This window comes from Streptomyces sp. NPDC046727 (assembly GCF_040645635.1).
Classification (GTDB): Bacteria; Actinomycetota; Actinomycetes; order Streptomycetales; family Streptomycetaceae; genus Streptomyces.
In genome coordinates this window covers 48,050-61,531 of sequence record NZ_JBEYYR010000045.1, presented here as the reverse complement: position 1 = coordinate 61,531, position 13,482 = coordinate 48,050, and the positions used below count along the sequence as shown (strand labels likewise).

11 protein-coding genes and 1 tRNA gene are annotated in these 13,482 nt (G+C 71.2%); 5 read left to right on the top strand and 7 right to left on the bottom strand.

All coding sequences use genetic code 11. The features are described from left to right. The first annotated feature begins 15 nt into the window (after positions 1-15). The gene (locus ABZ937_RS37120) at positions 16-348 is read left to right on the top strand and encodes a hypothetical protein (RefSeq protein ID WP_361698747.1); all 333 of its coding nucleotides are present in this window, start codon (positions 16-18) and stop codon (positions 346-348) included. Positions 349-394: 46 nt separating this feature from the next. Here ABZ937_RS37120 and ABZ937_RS37115 read toward each other — a convergent pair. Further along, a tRNA-Val gene (locus ABZ937_RS37115) sits at positions 395-466 on the bottom strand. A 182-nt stretch (positions 467-648) separates the two neighbouring features. Here ABZ937_RS37115 and ABZ937_RS37110 point away from each other — a divergent pair. The 3 genes from ABZ937_RS37110 to ABZ937_RS37100 all read left to right on the top strand — a co-directional run bounded on the left by ABZ937_RS37110 (position 649) and on the right by ABZ937_RS37100 (position 3,563). Then, positions 649-1,419, top strand: coding sequence for a DUF4097 family beta strand repeat-containing protein (locus ABZ937_RS37110; RefSeq protein ID WP_361698745.1), 771 nt, complete (start codon positions 649-651; stop codon positions 1,417-1,419). Positions 1,420-1,493: 74 nt separating this feature from the next. Then, on the top strand, positions 1,494-2,888 hold the full coding sequence (locus tag ABZ937_RS37105) for a hypothetical protein (protein ID WP_361698743.1): 1,395 nt from the start codon (positions 1,494-1,496) through the stop codon (positions 2,886-2,888). 81 nt (positions 2,889-2,969) lie between these two features. Further along, positions 2,970-3,563 carry a DUF4383 domain-containing protein gene (locus ABZ937_RS37100; RefSeq protein ID WP_361698741.1) on the top strand — a complete coding sequence of 198 codons (594 nt, stop codon included), beginning with the start codon at positions 2,970-2,972 and terminating at the stop codon, positions 3,561-3,563. Here the strand turns inward: ABZ937_RS37100 and ABZ937_RS37095 are convergent. From ABZ937_RS37095 to ABZ937_RS37085, 3 genes are all read right to left on the bottom strand, one after another. Beyond that, positions 3,551-4,654: an amidase domain-containing protein gene (locus ABZ937_RS37095; protein ID WP_361698794.1), complete on the bottom strand. Its 1,104-nt coding sequence runs from the start codon at positions 4,652-4,654 to the stop codon at positions 3,551-3,553. The genes ABZ937_RS37100 and ABZ937_RS37095 overlap by 13 nt on opposite strands. Before the next feature lie 187 nt (positions 4,655-4,841). Continuing rightward, entirely contained in the window at positions 4,842-6,134 is a 1,293-nt protein-coding gene (locus tag ABZ937_RS37090) for a hypothetical protein (RefSeq protein WP_361698739.1), read from the bottom strand. A gap of 45 nt (positions 6,135-6,179) precedes the next feature. Beyond that, positions 6,180-8,387: a transglycosylase domain-containing protein gene (locus tag ABZ937_RS37085; RefSeq protein ID WP_361698792.1), complete on the bottom strand. Its 2,208-nt coding sequence runs from the start codon at positions 8,385-8,387 to the stop codon at positions 6,180-6,182. Between the two features lie 210 nt (positions 8,388-8,597). Between ABZ937_RS37085 and ABZ937_RS37080 the strand changes: the two genes are divergently transcribed. After that, positions 8,598-8,816 (top strand): zinc ribbon domain-containing protein, encoded by a 219-nt coding sequence (locus ABZ937_RS37080; RefSeq protein ID WP_361698737.1) that lies wholly within the window; start codon positions 8,598-8,600, stop codon positions 8,814-8,816. Positions 8,817-8,860: 44 nt separating this feature from the next. On the opposite strand, the gene ABZ937_RS37075 is transcribed toward ABZ937_RS37080, so the two are convergent. The 3 genes from ABZ937_RS37075 to ABZ937_RS37065 are packed head-to-tail and all read right to left on the bottom strand — an operon-like array spanning position 8,861 to position 13,314. After that, positions 8,861-9,673 carry an HAD family hydrolase gene (locus tag ABZ937_RS37075; RefSeq protein WP_361698735.1) on the bottom strand — a complete coding sequence of 271 codons (813 nt, stop codon included), beginning with the start codon at positions 9,671-9,673 and terminating at the stop codon, positions 8,861-8,863. Beyond that, entirely contained in the window at positions 9,673-12,120 is a 2,448-nt protein-coding gene (locus tag ABZ937_RS37070; protein WP_361698733.1) for a phosphoribosyltransferase, read from the bottom strand. Before ABZ937_RS37070 ends, ABZ937_RS37075 begins: the two co-directional genes overlap by 1 nt. Positions 12,121-12,147: 27 nt before the next feature. Then, the gene (locus tag ABZ937_RS37065; RefSeq protein WP_361698731.1) at positions 12,148-13,314 is read right to left on the bottom strand and encodes an HpcH/HpaI aldolase/citrate lyase family protein; all 1,167 of its coding nucleotides are present in this window, start codon (positions 13,312-13,314) and stop codon (positions 12,148-12,150) included. Between the last annotated feature and the right edge of the window lie 168 nt (positions 13,315-13,482).

Genomic DNA, 13,482 nt, shown 5'->3' with positions numbered 1-13,482 from the left:
GCGTAGCATTAGCGCGTGGCGACGAGCTATGAATTCCCGAGTGACCTCCTCGCCGGCCAGGAGGAGCTGCATCAGGTCCGGGCCGAGCTGTCGGCCCTGCTCAAGCGGCTGCCCTGGTCGGTCGAGCCGCTGGACGGCTTCAGTGACGCGGGCGGCTGGCGCAAGCTGGAGCGGCCCGCGTCCCCCGGCTGGACGGAGGACGAACAGGCCGAGGTGGAGAAGCTGCGACGACGCGAACACGAACTGGCGGTCTTCGTCAGCACGCACCGCTTCTGGTCCGAGATAGCGGCGGCGGACCGGGTGGAGGCCCGGTCCCTGCTGAAGCACGCTCACGAGAGGGAGACGTAGGCCACGAGAACGGCCCCTCGGAGCATTCTCCGAGGGGCCGGACCGGTGGGCGCGGACGGTTTCGAACCGCCGACATCCTGCTTGTAAGGCAGGCGCTCTACCCCTGAGCTACGCACCCGGGCAGGTCGACAGCCTACATGGCCCGAGGGCCTGTGCTGCAAACCGGAGACAAGGGGGTTTTCCCACCCCTGTTCCTGGAGGCCGCCGGATCGTCGGGCCGCGCGGCGGGTCCTAGGGTCGGCGGAGACCGATGTACTCCGGCCACCGGATCAGGCGGGCCGGTCCAGGGGGAGAAATCACATGTTCCGTCCCGTTGCCTTCCGTGCTGCCGGCCTGGCCGTGCTCACCGGTGCGCTCGTCGCCGGGGTCAGCGCCTGTGGCGCCTCCGCCGGGGACGACACGCATCCGGACCACCGCTCCTTCCCGCTGCACGGCCGTACCCTCACCGTCGACTCCGACAACTCCTCGCTGGAGATCGTCGCCGTGGACTCCCAGAAGGCCGGCACCGTCGATGTGACCCGCTGGTTCGACGGGTCCGTGGTCGCCGGCGACGGGCCCACGGTGCGGTGGTCCATGGCCGACGACCGGCTCGTGCTGCGGGTGCACTGCTCCGGGCTGTTCGCCGACTGCTCGGCCCGGCATCGCATCGAGGTGCCCCACGGGGTCGGCATCGAGGTCGAGAGCGCGGACGGCGGCGTGCGTGCCTCCGGGTTCCGGGATCCGGTCGGCATCGACGCCGGCGACGGCGCCGTGCGTGTCACCGGCTCCAGCGGGCCGCTGGACCTGCACGCCGACGACGGCGCGGTGCGCGCCGAGGTCTCCTCGCGCCGGGTGAAGGCCTCCGCCGACGACGGCTCCGTGGACGTCGAACTCTCCGGCCCGCCGGACCTGGTGGACGCGAACAGCGAGGACGGGTCGGTGACGGTGGCACTGCCCAAGGGCGCGTACCGGGTGTCGGCCGGCTCCGACGACGGGGCGGTGTCGGTGTCCGTGCCCCGCGACGACACCAGCCCGCACCGGGTCTCGGCGCACAGCTCCGACGGGAAAGTCACGGTGCGTACGGCGAACTGACCGGGCCGTGTGTTCGTCTTCAACGGGTGGGAGAATGTCTCCACCCAGGGCGGACCACAGCACGGGAGAGGGATGTGACGGCGACACCGGGCACGCCAGCGACACCGCCGTACCCGCCGTCGTCCACCGCGCGGACCCGGCGTGGTCACCCGGCCCTGCGCGACACCCTCGCCCTGATCGGCCTGCCGCTGCTGGCCGCGCCGGTGCTGGCCGCCGCGTTCACCGGCGGCGGCACCCGGCGCTGGTTCGGCGGGCGGGCGGAGAGCCAGCGGGCCGAGGCGCAGGCCGCGAAGGACGCCGCCGCGGCGGCCTTCTACGAACTCGACACCGCGCAGCGGGATCTGCGGATCTCGATCGAGACCATCACGGCGGTGGACGACTCCCCCGCCGCCCGGCGTGCCGTCTCCGACTTCGAGGCGCTCGGCCGCCGGATCGACGAGGTCAGTCAGCGGTACATCCAGGCCGTCGACGCCCATGATCTGGACCGGGTGGATCTGGAGGCCGGCACGGCCGGGCGGGCGCGGGCCGAGCTGACCGCCGCCAAGGACGAGCTGGTGCGGGTCCGGCAGGAGCTGGAACGGTTCGGCGGCTCGCTCGGGCCGCTGCTGGGCAAGGCGGAGACCCAGCTGGCGCGGCTGGCGCCCGCCGTGGAGCGGGCCCGGCAGTCGCTGTTGGCCGCGAGCAACGCCCTGGACGCCGTACGGGAGAAGGGCCTCGCGGCCGATGAACTGGCCGCGCGGCTGGCGGCCCTGTCGCCCGAGCTGACCAGGCTGAACCAGGGCGCCGGGCAGCATGGCGTGCAGCCGACGCTGGAGCGGGCCGAGCGGGTCCAGCGGGAGGCCGGGGCGATCCGGGCCGAGGCGGAGCGGCTGCCGGAGCGGGCGGCCGAGATCGATCACCGGCTGGTGTCCCTGCGGACCAGGGCGCAGGCGCTGACCACGCGGGCCGGGCAGGTGGAGCCGGTGCTGAGCGAGCTGCGCCGCCGGTTCGCCGCCGCCTGCTGGCAGGATCTGCAGCAGGTGCCGGGACAGGCCGGGGAGAACGTGCGGCAGGCCGAGGCGAAGCTCCGGGAGGCGCAGGCGGCGCGGGACGCCCAGCGATGGCCGGACGCCACCTCGCTGCTGGCGACCGTACGGGCGCTGCTGAATGCCACCGACGAGGCCGTGTCGGCCGCCGGTGACCGGCTGGCCAGGCTGAACGCCGTGCAGAAGGATCCGCAGGCGGAGATCGAGCGGACCCGGTTCGCGATCCGGGACGCCCAGCGGCTGGCCATGACGGGCCGTACGACCCCGGACCCGCGGCACGCCCGGCCGCTGGACGACGCCGTGGCCCGGCTGGAGCGGGCGGTCGGCACGCTGGAGGGGCGGCACCCCGACTACTGGCACTTCCTGACCGAGGCCGAGGCGGTCCGGGGGACGGTGGCGCGGGTGGTGGCGCAGATCCGCGAGGAGCGCGGCGCCGGACACTGACCCGCGTGTGTTGCCGGTGGGCCGGGGCAGGCGGATATTGAATGGACGGATGGCCTCCGCTAGCGCCCGAGGGAGGCGGACATGGCCACACACGCAGTGCACACGAGGAAAGCCGGGGAGCGCCGGCGGACGCGGCTGGACGACCACCTGCCCGTCGACCACCGGCTCAACACGGTCTACCGGATCGGAGCGGGCCTGATCGGCGCGTTCCTGGTCGCCTTCGGCATTCTCGGCGTGATCGACCACATCGGCTTCTTCAACACCGGCGGTGACACGGTCGCCGGGCTGAACAGCAACGGCGCGCTCAGTGTGCTGTCGATCGTCATCGGCGCGGTGCTGCTGGCCGGCATGGTGATCGGCGGGAACTTCGCGTCGACCCTGAACATGGTCCTCGGCGTGCTGTTCCTGCTGAACGGCTTCCTGTTCCTCGGCCTGCTGGACACGACCAGCAACTTCCTGGCCTTCAAGATCCAGAACGTCTTCTTCAGCTTCGTCGTGGGCCTGTTGCTGATGACCTTCGGCATGTACGGCCGGGTCGGCTCGGCGCTGCCGCACGACAACCCGTACTGGCGGGCCCGCCATCCGGGACCCTCCCCGCACGAGCAGCGGATGCTTCAGGAGCGGGAAGGGCAGGAGCGGCAGGGCCCGCAGCCGGGCCCGGGTCAGGTCCGGTAGGCGTAGAACGCGGCGCTCGGGTACGAGGCGACGAGGCTGGCCACCGACCGGTTGTAGGTGTTGGTGGAGTGGTAGCTCACGTACGGCACGCCCCGGCGGTCCCGGTAGGTGACGATCATCGTGTGGTCCTTGGACCCATCCCGGTTGAAGTCCATCTGCAGCACGTCGCCGAGGTCCGTCTGGTAGACGTTGGCGAGGCTGGTGGCCCGCTTCGAGGACAGGGCGAACCAGGAGAACTCGTTCACGCCGACGAAGGAGTCCGACTGGATCTCGGAGTTGCCGAACCACTTGTGGAAGTCGTACGTGTAGCCCGGTACGTGCTTCCAGCCGCCCGCCTTCAGGGCCTGGCTGACGAAGTTGGTGCAGTCGCCGCCGGCCCCCACCCCGTTGAAGTCCGGGTAGTCGGGGTTGTAGTTGTTCCAGTACTTCTGCGCGTAGGCGACCATGGCCTGGTAGTTGTAGCCGGTCGCGGAGAAGTTCTTCGCGTTCGCCGGTGCGGGCCAGGTGGTGGCCGCGCGGGCCGCGCTCGGCGGGCCGTCGTCCTCGGCGGTGGTCTTCACCTTGGCGACGGCGGGCTTGGCGACCTGGTTCACCGCGAGGTAGCCGTCGTCCGTGTCGCGGATGCCGGTGAGCTGCCAGGTGCCGTGCCGGTCGGCCTTGAAGGTCAGCTCGTGGTGGGCCTGGAAGCCGGTGGACTTCGGGCTCTTGCCGGTGGCCTTCTGGTAGGTCAGCGTCGTGGTCTCGGTGACGGCGACCTTGGCGTTGTGGCCCTTCACCTGGGTGGCGTCGAGCGTGACCTTGGTGCTGCCGGCGCGGTACGTCTCGCCCAGCCGGGCGAGACGGCCGCGGCGGTCACGCAGCTCGTCCAGCGCGGACTTCTCCTCGCGGGTCTGCCCGCCGGACAGGCGCACGGAGCCCGAGAAGCCGGACGTGTGCCGGGTGTCCGCCTTGCCCGCGCCCTCCACCAGGGCCTGGGTGCGGTCGGTGAACACCGCGTCGGCCAGCCGCTGGAAGGTCGCCTTGGTCGCCGCGTCCACGGTCGGGTCGTCGGTCACGGCCGCGCCCGCACTCCAGTTGGGCACCAGGGCCACACCGGCGACCACCGAGGCGGCCGCGGCGGTGACTATGGCGGTGCGGCTCCGCCTACGGCTCAGTCTTCTAGATTTCAATGATGTTCCCCTCTACGCCGGTACACCTACCGGGCGAGGGGCATCTTGCCACGGCTGGTGTGGCGTTTGTGAAGAGGGTTGCACAAGTGGAATCCCCAGGGCGTACTTGTCACTTGACGACCGCGGACCAATCGGGCGACTGGGCGGGGTCGAGGCTGCGCAGGGCGGCCAGGGTCTGCGGCTTCTGCGCGTCCAGCCAGTCGGACAGCTCCTTGAAGGACACGCACTTGACGTCCTTCTTGGTGCACACGGTCTTGACCAGCTCGTCCACGGCCTTCATGTAGATGCCGCCGTTCCAGTCCTCGAAGTGGTTGCCGATGAACAGCGGCGCACGGCTGCCGTAGTAGACCCGGTTGAAGCCCTTCATGTACGAGTCGTACGTCATCTGCTGCCACTCGGGGTACTTCGCCGGGTCGCCGTGGACCTCGCCGTCGGACTGGTTGTAGAGGAAGTTGAAGTCCATCGACAGGGCCTGGACGTTGTCCGTGTACGGGAGCAGCTGCAGCGGGAAGTCCCAGATGCCGTTCTTCTTCGACGGCCATATCTGGAAGTCGCCCGGCGAGCTGGCGTCGTAGCGCCAGCCGTAGCTCTTGATGGCCTTCAGCAGGTTCTTCTGGCCCTCCAGGCAGGGTGCCCGGCCGCCGGTGACCTCCTTCTTGAAGTCGAAGGGCAGCGCGGGAACGTCCTTCCAGCCGGTGTTGGTCTTCCAGTGCTCCACGAAGGAGTAGAACTGGTCGATCTCACTCTTCCACTGCTCGACGCTCCAGTCGCCGCCGCCCTTGGCCTCGCAGAAGTGGCCGTTGAAGTGGGTGCCGATCTCGTTGCCGTCCTGGTACGCCTTGCCCAGCTGGTCCAGCGTGGTGCGGATGTGGTCGTCGGTGGCGTAGTCGATCGCGGCGTCGCCCGGGGAGTGCATGGGGCCGTGGTACTGGGCCTTCTTGCTCTTGGGCAGCAGGTAGATGCCGGTGAGGAAGAAGGTCATGTGGGCGTTGTACTCCTCGGCCAGCTCCCGGTAGTGCGAGAACAGGTGGTCGCTGCCCTCCAGCGCGCCGTCCCAGGAGAAGACCACGAACTGGGGCGGCTTCTCACCGGGCTTGAGCGGCACCGGCTTCAACTGCCCCTTCTGCGGGCCGGTGTAGGAGGTGGAGCCGTCGCCGAGGATCTTGGTCTTGCCGTCCCACTCCGGGCTCGGAGTGGCCTTCGGCGCGCCCGCCCTGGGTCTCTTGCCGGTCGCGGCGGCCGGCGTGGTGCTGTCCGTGCGGGACAGCACCAGGTAGCCGGCCACCAGCGAGGCCACGACGAGGAAGGCGGCCAGCGTCAGGACCTGTGGCCGGGTGGCACGGGGCGCACTGCGGCGGCGAGGGGCTCGACGGCGGCCTGGCGACGACATCTTGCGGGGCATGCGCGGCTCATTCTGCGGAAGGGGAGGGTGGACGGGTTTCGGGGGTCAGCCGATACCCGTCGCGGCCGACCAGAGGGCATACGGGACGCTGTTGGCGGACGTACCGGCCAGGCCCTTGAGCGGCAGGGGCTCCAGGGACTTGGTCAGGTCGATCCGGTAGACGACGATCGCGGTGGACACGGAGTCGGCCGTGCCGACGTACCAGGCGGCGGTGTCCTTGTCGGTGGTGCCGGCCTTCCCGGACACCCCGGACCGCGCGGCCGCCGCCTCGGGGTGGGCGGTGCGGAAGGAGTCGGTGAGCGCCTCGGTGACCTCGTCGGCCACCTGGGCACCGACCGCGCGCTTGGGGTGCGGGGTGGCCAGGGGGACCGGGGAGCCGTTGCGGGTGATCCGGCGCACCGAGTACGGCTCGGTGTGCTTGCCCTCGGCGGCGAAGGTCGCGTAGCCGCTGGCCATCCGGATCGCGCTGGGCGTGGAGCTGCCCAGGGACAGGGCCGGCACCTGCGGGCCCATGCTGGAGGACAGCAGTCCGGACGCCTCGGCGGTCTGCCGCACCGTGTCCAGGCCGGCGTCCATGCCGAGCTGCATGAACGGGGTGCTCACCGACTTCGCGAGTGCCTCGCGCAGGGTGATCTGCCCGTACGACTTCCCGCCCTCGTTGTGCGCGAGGACCTTCTTGCCGCTGCGGTCCCAGTACGGGCCCTCGGGCGTGGTGACGGGCACGCCGTCGTCGCCGTCGTAGACGCTGTCCGGGGTGACGGCCGTGGCGGGTCCCCCACGCGTTTTGTGCACACCGTGCTCGAGTCCGGCGGCGTAGACGAACGGCGTGAAGGCGGTGCCGGCCGGGACCGTGGTCGCGTTCGACTCGTTGAAGCCCTGCTTGCGGTGGTCCGGGCCGCCGTAGACGGCGAGGATCTGCCCGTCGGCGGTCACCGAGGCGGCGCCGTAGTGCCCGTCCTTCGCCGTCGCCGGATCGTCCTGCTTGGCCTCCTTGCGGGCCTTGGTGACGGCGTCGGTCAGCGCCTTCTCCCGCTTGCGGTCGAAGGTCGTGTAGATCTGGTAGCCGCCCAGGTCGAACTGCTTGTCGGTCAGGTGCCCGGCCTTCTTGGCGTACTGCGAGGCCAGCTCCACCAGGTAGTCGCTCTGCGCACCGGTGTTGTACAGCGGATTGCTCTTCAGCGGCTCGGGGAAGGTCTTGTACGTGGCGCGCTCCCGCGGGGACAGCTTGCCGATCGTGACCATGCGGTCCAGGATCCAGGACCAGCGCTCGACGGCCCGCGTGTGGTTGGCCTTGCTGAGCGTGGGGTCGTACAGGCCGGCGCCCTTGAGCAGCCCGGCGAGCATGGCCGCCTCGGAGGCGTTGAGCTTGCCGACGTCCTTGCCGTAGTAGGCCTGGGCCGCGCGCTGGATGCCGTAGCTGCCCCGGCCGAACCAGCTGGTGTTGAGATACCCCTCCAGGATCTCGTCCTTGCTCATCTTGTTGTCGAGCTTGAGCGAGATCATCGCCTCGGTGAATTTGCGGCTGATCGTCTGGTTCTGGGACAGATAAACGTTCTTGACGTACTGCTGGGTAATGGTGGATCCACCCTCGGTGTCCCCTTGGCCCAGTGTGCGGAACACGGCCCGGGTGATGCCCTTGGCGGATATGCCCGGGTCCGAGTAGAAACTCTCGTTCTCCGCCGCGAGCACCGCCCAGCGGACGTCCTGGGGGATGTCCTTCAGGGGCATCGCCTGCCGCTGCACCCACCCGGTGCGGGCCATCGGCGTGCCGTCGGACCAGAAGAAGACGTTGTCCTGCTGTGTCGCGTACGAGTTCAGGTTGCTCGGTATGTCCGTCATCGCGTAGGCGGTGACGAGGAACGCGGTGAGCAGACCGAACGACGTCAGGACGGCGCCGATCCACTGGCGCCAGGAGGGTATCCAGCGGCGCCAGCCGGTGCGGCCGGGGCGCGGGTACACCGGCTTCAGGCGGCGCGCGTAGGGGGCTGCGCGGCGCCAGTACGGGGCCAGCGGGCCGAACACCCGGCCGGCCACGGCCGCGACCGTAGCCGCGGCCCCGGTCCCGGCAGCGGCGCGCTCACGCCCGGCGGAGCGCGCGCCGCGCCGCCGCTCGGCCCTGCCGCCGCCCCGAGCGGGTGGCTCCGGCGGCGGTGGGACGCGCAGCTGCATGGTCTCGTCCGCCCTGAGGGCGTCCACTCTCAGATGCAGGGTCTCGTCGGCGTTCAACGGCTTCTCGCCACGGCCACCCCCCATGGGGCCGCCCTCCCCCTGCGACGCATCGGTCACGCCTGCGTCTCCCTCCGCACTAGGTCTTGCTCGCGCGGGTGAGCTGAGCATCCTCGCAACGGCGTTCACAAATTATCAGTAACATTTTCGAATGCCCGGCACATATGCCGGATAGAAAGCAACACTCAGGAAACATTGAGACGCCCCCGGTGGGGCCTTGACGGCTAACCTGGGCGCATGCCTCGTTACGAGTACCGCTGCCGGACCTGCGGCGACACGTTCGAACTGAACCGCCCGATGGCTCAGTCCGCCGACCCCGCGAGCTGCCCTGCGGGGCATGGCGACACGGTGAAGCTGCTGTCGACAGTTGCCGTTGGCGGCGTGTCGCGCGTCGCGCCCGCGCCCGCGCCGGGGGCCGGTGGGGGCGGGTGCTGTGGTGGCGGGTGCTGCGGGTAGTCGCCCACGCGGCGGAGCCGCATATCGAACACAGCCCCGCGCCCCTAGGTCGGCTGTCGTACCGTTCTCAGGAACTCCCGTAGGATCCGCTCCCCCGCCAGCACCCCCCGTTCCGGCAGGGCGGTGATCTCCGGGGCGGTCCAGTCCGTGTCGGCCAGTTCGCCGTGGGCCGGGCGCCAGCCCCTGTCGGCGGCCAGCAGCAGGTCGGCGTCGAGCAGGGAGTCCCCCGCGGCCAGCGTCAGCTCCGCGCCGGTACGGCGGGCGACCTCGCGGACGGCCGCGCTCTTGGTGAGCGGCTTGGGGACGGCGTAGATCTTGCGGCCCTGCAGGGACACCGTCCAGCCCCGGTTCTCCGCCCACACCGCCAGCTCCTTCACCCAGTCGTCGGGCAGCAGCTCGCGCTCCACCACGAGGTAGGCGAACAGGTCCTCGGCGACCCGGTGCTTGCGCACCCACACCGGGTCGGCGGAGCGCAGCAGGTGCTCGCGGATCTCCGCCAGCGGCGCGCACTCCTCGGCGAGCCGCGCCTGCACGCTCGCGTGCCAGTCGGCGTCGGTGACCCCGTCGACCAGCAGATGGCCGCCGTTGGCGCAGATCGCGTACTTCGGCGGCGGCCCGGGCAGGTTGATGCGCTGGTACTGCTTGCGCGTCCGGGTCGTCGTCGGCACGAAGACGGCCGTGTCGCCGAGGTCGGTCAGCAGCTGGGCCGCGGTCTCCGTCAGGTAGGAGAGCGGCTTGGCCTCGTGCACCTCCACGCACAGCAGCCGGGGCGCCCGCACGTCCGGCATGGTCAGCGCCAGGGCCGCCGAGGAGTAGATCAGCGTACGGTCGAGGTCGCTCGCCACCAGCACCGGCATCAGAGGGTCACCGCCTTGCCGTCGGCGCCGGTGGCGCCCCGCGTGTACTTGGGATGGATCAGGCCGACGCAGGTGTACGGCAGCTCGCCGACCTCCTCCACCGGCACCCCGCGCTGCTCGGCGAGCAGCCGTACATGGTCCAGGTCGGCGCCGGCCCCCGCCCGCGCCAGGATCTTCCACGGCACCCGGCGCAGCAGCACCCGGGTGGTCTCGCCGACGCCGGGCTTGACGAGGTTCACGTCGTGGATGCCGTACTCCTCGCTGATCCGCTCGACCGCCCGCCAGCCCGCCCAGGTCGGGGTGCGCTCGGCGGCCAGCAGCTCCTTGACCGCGCCGTCGACGGCGTCGGCGACCTCGGGGAAGCGGGCGGAGACGGCGTCGAGGAAGGCCACGGAGAGATCGGCGCCGGCGAGTTCGCGGTAGAACTTGGCGCCGTGGAAGTCGTGCGGGCCGACCAGGTCCGCGCGCAGGACCGTGCGCGACACCAGGCCGGAGACGGTCGAGTTGAGGCAGGCCGAGGGGATGAGGAAGTCCTCGCGGGTGCCGTAGGTGCGCACGCAGGAGCCGGGGTCGGCGAGGACGGCGATCTCCGGGTCGAAGCCGGTGACACCCTCCGCCTTCTCGAACTCCTCGACGGCCTGGGCGAGTTCGCGGGTGATGGCGCCCTTGCCGGTCCAGCCGTCGACGAAGACGACGTCCCGGGGGTCGTGACGGTCGGCGAGCCAGCGCAGCGCGTTGGCGTCGATGCCCCGGCCGCGCACGATCGACACGGCGTAGTGCGGGAGGTCCAGTCCGTGCCGGTACTGGGCCCAGCGGCGCATGAGGATGCCGACCGGGGTGCCCGCGCGGGCGAGGGAGACCAGCACCGGGCGGGGCGACCGCTCGGTGATGACAGTCTCGGTCACGACACCGACGGCCTGGGCGATCCGGGCGGCCGAGGCGTCGAGGGCCGCGTGGAACAGCTCCTGGTACTGCTCGCTGGGCTGGTACTCCACCGGCAGCGACTCGGCGTAGTGCGCGCCGCCGCTCTGGACGGCCTCCTCCCGCTCCTCGGTCGGCGCCTCCAGGGCGACGGCGGAGAGGTCCTGGAGCAGCCAGCCGACCTCCTCCGGCGCGTACGAGGAGAATGCGGGGCCGCGGAGGGGCTCGGGCAGCATGGCCGGCCTTTCGGGAGCGTGCGGGACGTACGACGGTACGACCGCGAGCAGGACGTGCGGGGTGTGCTCGGCGAGGCGGGCCAGCAGCCCGTCGGGCGCGTGCAGGGCGGGGGTGTCGGCGACGGAGTCGACCACGGCGACGACGGCGTCGAAGCCGGCACCGGCGACGTTGTAGGCGTACCGCTCGCCCGGCCCGTCGGCCGGGTCGTCGTGCGCGGGGAAGACCAGGCGGGTGCGGATCGCGTAACCCGGGTCGTCCACCGCGAGCACGGGCGACCGGGTGGTGGTGGAGAACCGCACCTCGGCGTCCGTGACCCGCTCCAGCTCATGGGCGAGCCGCAGCGGGGCGTACATCAGCTCTTCGAAGCCGAGGACGAGGACACGCCGGGCGCCGGCGGGCAGGGCGTCGCGCAGGCGGCCGGCCATGGCGGGCAGGGCGGCTTCCAGCCGGGCGCGGTGGGCGGGGGTGAAGCCGTGGCGGCCACCGTCGGGAAGGTCGGGGGGCCAGTGCAGGTCGACCTTGTGCGGCTGCGCCGCGTGGGCGTGGGCGACCCCGCTCGGTCCGCACCCGGCGGCCTCGTACCGCGCCACCAGCTCCTGCCCCTTCTCCAGCACCCCCTCCGGCAGCCGTACGGTCCCGGACGCGGCGGCGACGAGGTCCACCCGCGCCCCGATCTCCGCCGCGAACCGCTCCAGCCGGCCGGAGTCCTCGGCCGACCGCATGTCGACCAGCGCCACCACCACATACCGCTCCCGCGGATACCGCGCATGCAGATCGCGGATGGTGTTGAGCACGGTGTTGCCGGTGGAGAACTCGTCGTCCACCAGCACCAGCGGCCCGTCCCCGGCCAGCAGACCGGGGTCCTCGGGAAGCAGCGAGTGCGACGTGGCGTGGGAGTGCGACTCCTCGAAGCCGCCCGCCAGGGCGACCCCGGGAACCGCACGGCGCGTGGAGTGCAGATACGGCGCCGTACCGAGCCCGTCGGCGACAGCGTGTCCCAGCCCGGTCGCGGTCTCCGCGTAGCCGAGGACTACGGCAGCGCCCCCCTGTGCTCCGAGCAGCGCGGCGACCTCGCGGCCCAGGCGGAGCCCGTGGCCGTACACCACGGCCGGCGACTGGGGTACGTGCTTGCCGAGGACGTTCGAGACCAGCAGGTGGGCCCGCTTGGGGTTGCGCCGCAGCGCGAGCCCGAGCAGGGCCGGCAGCCCGTCGTCGCCCACGAGTCCGACCCCGAGTCGCTCGGCGACCCAGCTGCCGGACCAGACTCCGTCGTTCACTGCGTTGTTCATGCGTTCCTTGGAGAGGGGGCGAAAGGTTCAGCCAGGTATGCCGGCGGCGAGCAGTTCCACGAAGCCGACGTCCTCATGGGCGACGCCGAACGCCTCGGCGCGGAGCAGGGTCCGCTCGGCCCAGGCGCGGTGCGGCTTCACCTCGTTCATCTTGTTCGTGTAGGCCGACCGCAGTACACCCCCGCCGCCGCGTTCCGGCCGCAGTATGTCCTGGGCGTCGCTGAACTCCTCGTGGCTGACCACGGAGAGTGCGTGCACCGGGAGCACATGGGAGGGGTGGATGCAGGTCTTGCCGAGCAGACCGTTGGCTTGGTCCAGGGAGATCTCCCGGAGCAGTCCGTCCATGGCGTGTTCGATGAGCTTCTCGCGCAGCTCGACGGCCTGGACCTGGAGGAACGGGCTCTGCCGGAGCTGCGGCTTGAACATGCGTTCGGAAACGCGGAAGTACTCCCAGACCGGGCCGGTGACGGTGAAGCCGGTGCCGTCGGCGCGGCCGAGCATGTTCACGACGTCGGCGATCACGGAGGCGACGATCTGGACGTCGTACGCCGTCATGTCGGGGGCGCGGCGCAGGCCGTAGGAGGAGCAGAAGTCGGTCACGCCGAGGCGGAGGGCCAGGACCCGGTCGCGGTACTTGCCGACCGCGCGGGCGATGCCCTCCAGGGTGTCCACCCGCGACTCGCGGTAGAGCAGCTCGGGGGACTCCAGGACGGGCATGGCGAAGAGCCGCCGGCCGCCGGCGTTCTCGGCCGCGGTCAGGGCCTCCAGGAAGGGGATGCCGCGTTCCTCGGTGAACTTGGGCAGCACGAACCCGGACAGCAGGCGCACGGCCGGGCCGAGGCGGCCGACCAGGTCCGGGATCTGCTCGGGGGCGCGCACCCGGATGAACAGCAGGGGCGGCTCGGCCCCGGGCCGGGCGGCGAGGTCGGTCAGCTGCCGGACGAGGTTCTCCTCGCCCGCGACGACGTCCGCGTCGTCGATCGAGTCCTCCAGGCACAGCACCATCGAGACCACGCCGTTGCCGGCCTGTTTGACGATGTCGTCGGCGAGCCGCGGACGGGTGGCCGGGCTGTACAGCGTGGCGCCCAGGGCCGCGGAGAGCAGCCGGGCCGGCGAGTCGGCGGTGAACGCGGCCGGCTCCCGATGGAAGAGGCGCTGCCGCACCTCCGGGGCAATGTGCCCGAAATGACGCATAGGACTCCCTCAGGGTGCGTGCCATGCCTGTGGGTTCGGTAAAGGGTGGCCGGTAATAGTACGTAGGGATCCATGTCGGGGGTTCCCGGCGGGCATGAATTTCCGGTAACTCGCCCATGTCGGCGGCGCGGCACCCCGCATTGTCGTGACCAGGACCGAGCAGGCAGG

Excerpts from the sequence above, each read along its gene's own strand:
- ABZ937_RS37070 (WP_361698733.1), bottom strand. The coding sequence starts at position 12,120 with ATGAACAACGCAGTGAACGACGGAGTCTGGTCCGGCAGCTGGGTCGCC.
- ABZ937_RS37065 (WP_361698731.1), bottom strand. The coding sequence starts at position 13,314 with ATGCGTCATTTCGGGCACATTGCCCCGGAGGTGCGGCAGCGCCTCTTC.
- ABZ937_RS37075 (WP_361698735.1), bottom strand. The coding sequence starts at position 9,673 with ATGCCGGTGCTGGTGGCGAGCGACCTCGACCGTACGCTGATCTACTCC.
- ABZ937_RS37110 (WP_361698745.1), top strand. The coding sequence starts at position 649 with ATGTTCCGTCCCGTTGCCTTCCGTGCTGCCGGCCTGGCCGTGCTCACC.
- ABZ937_RS37080 (WP_361698737.1), top strand. The coding sequence starts at position 8,598 with ATGCCTCGTTACGAGTACCGCTGCCGGACCTGCGGCGACACGTTCGAA.
- ABZ937_RS37090 (WP_361698739.1), bottom strand. The coding sequence starts at position 6,134 with ATGCCCCGCAAGATGTCGTCGCCAGGCCGCCGTCGAGCCCCTCGCCGC.
- ABZ937_RS37085 (WP_361698792.1), bottom strand. The coding sequence starts at position 8,387 with ATGGGGGGTGGCCGTGGCGAGAAGCCGTTGAACGCCGACGAGACCCTG.
- ABZ937_RS37100 (WP_361698741.1), top strand. The coding sequence starts at position 2,970 with ATGGCCACACACGCAGTGCACACGAGGAAAGCCGGGGAGCGCCGGCGG.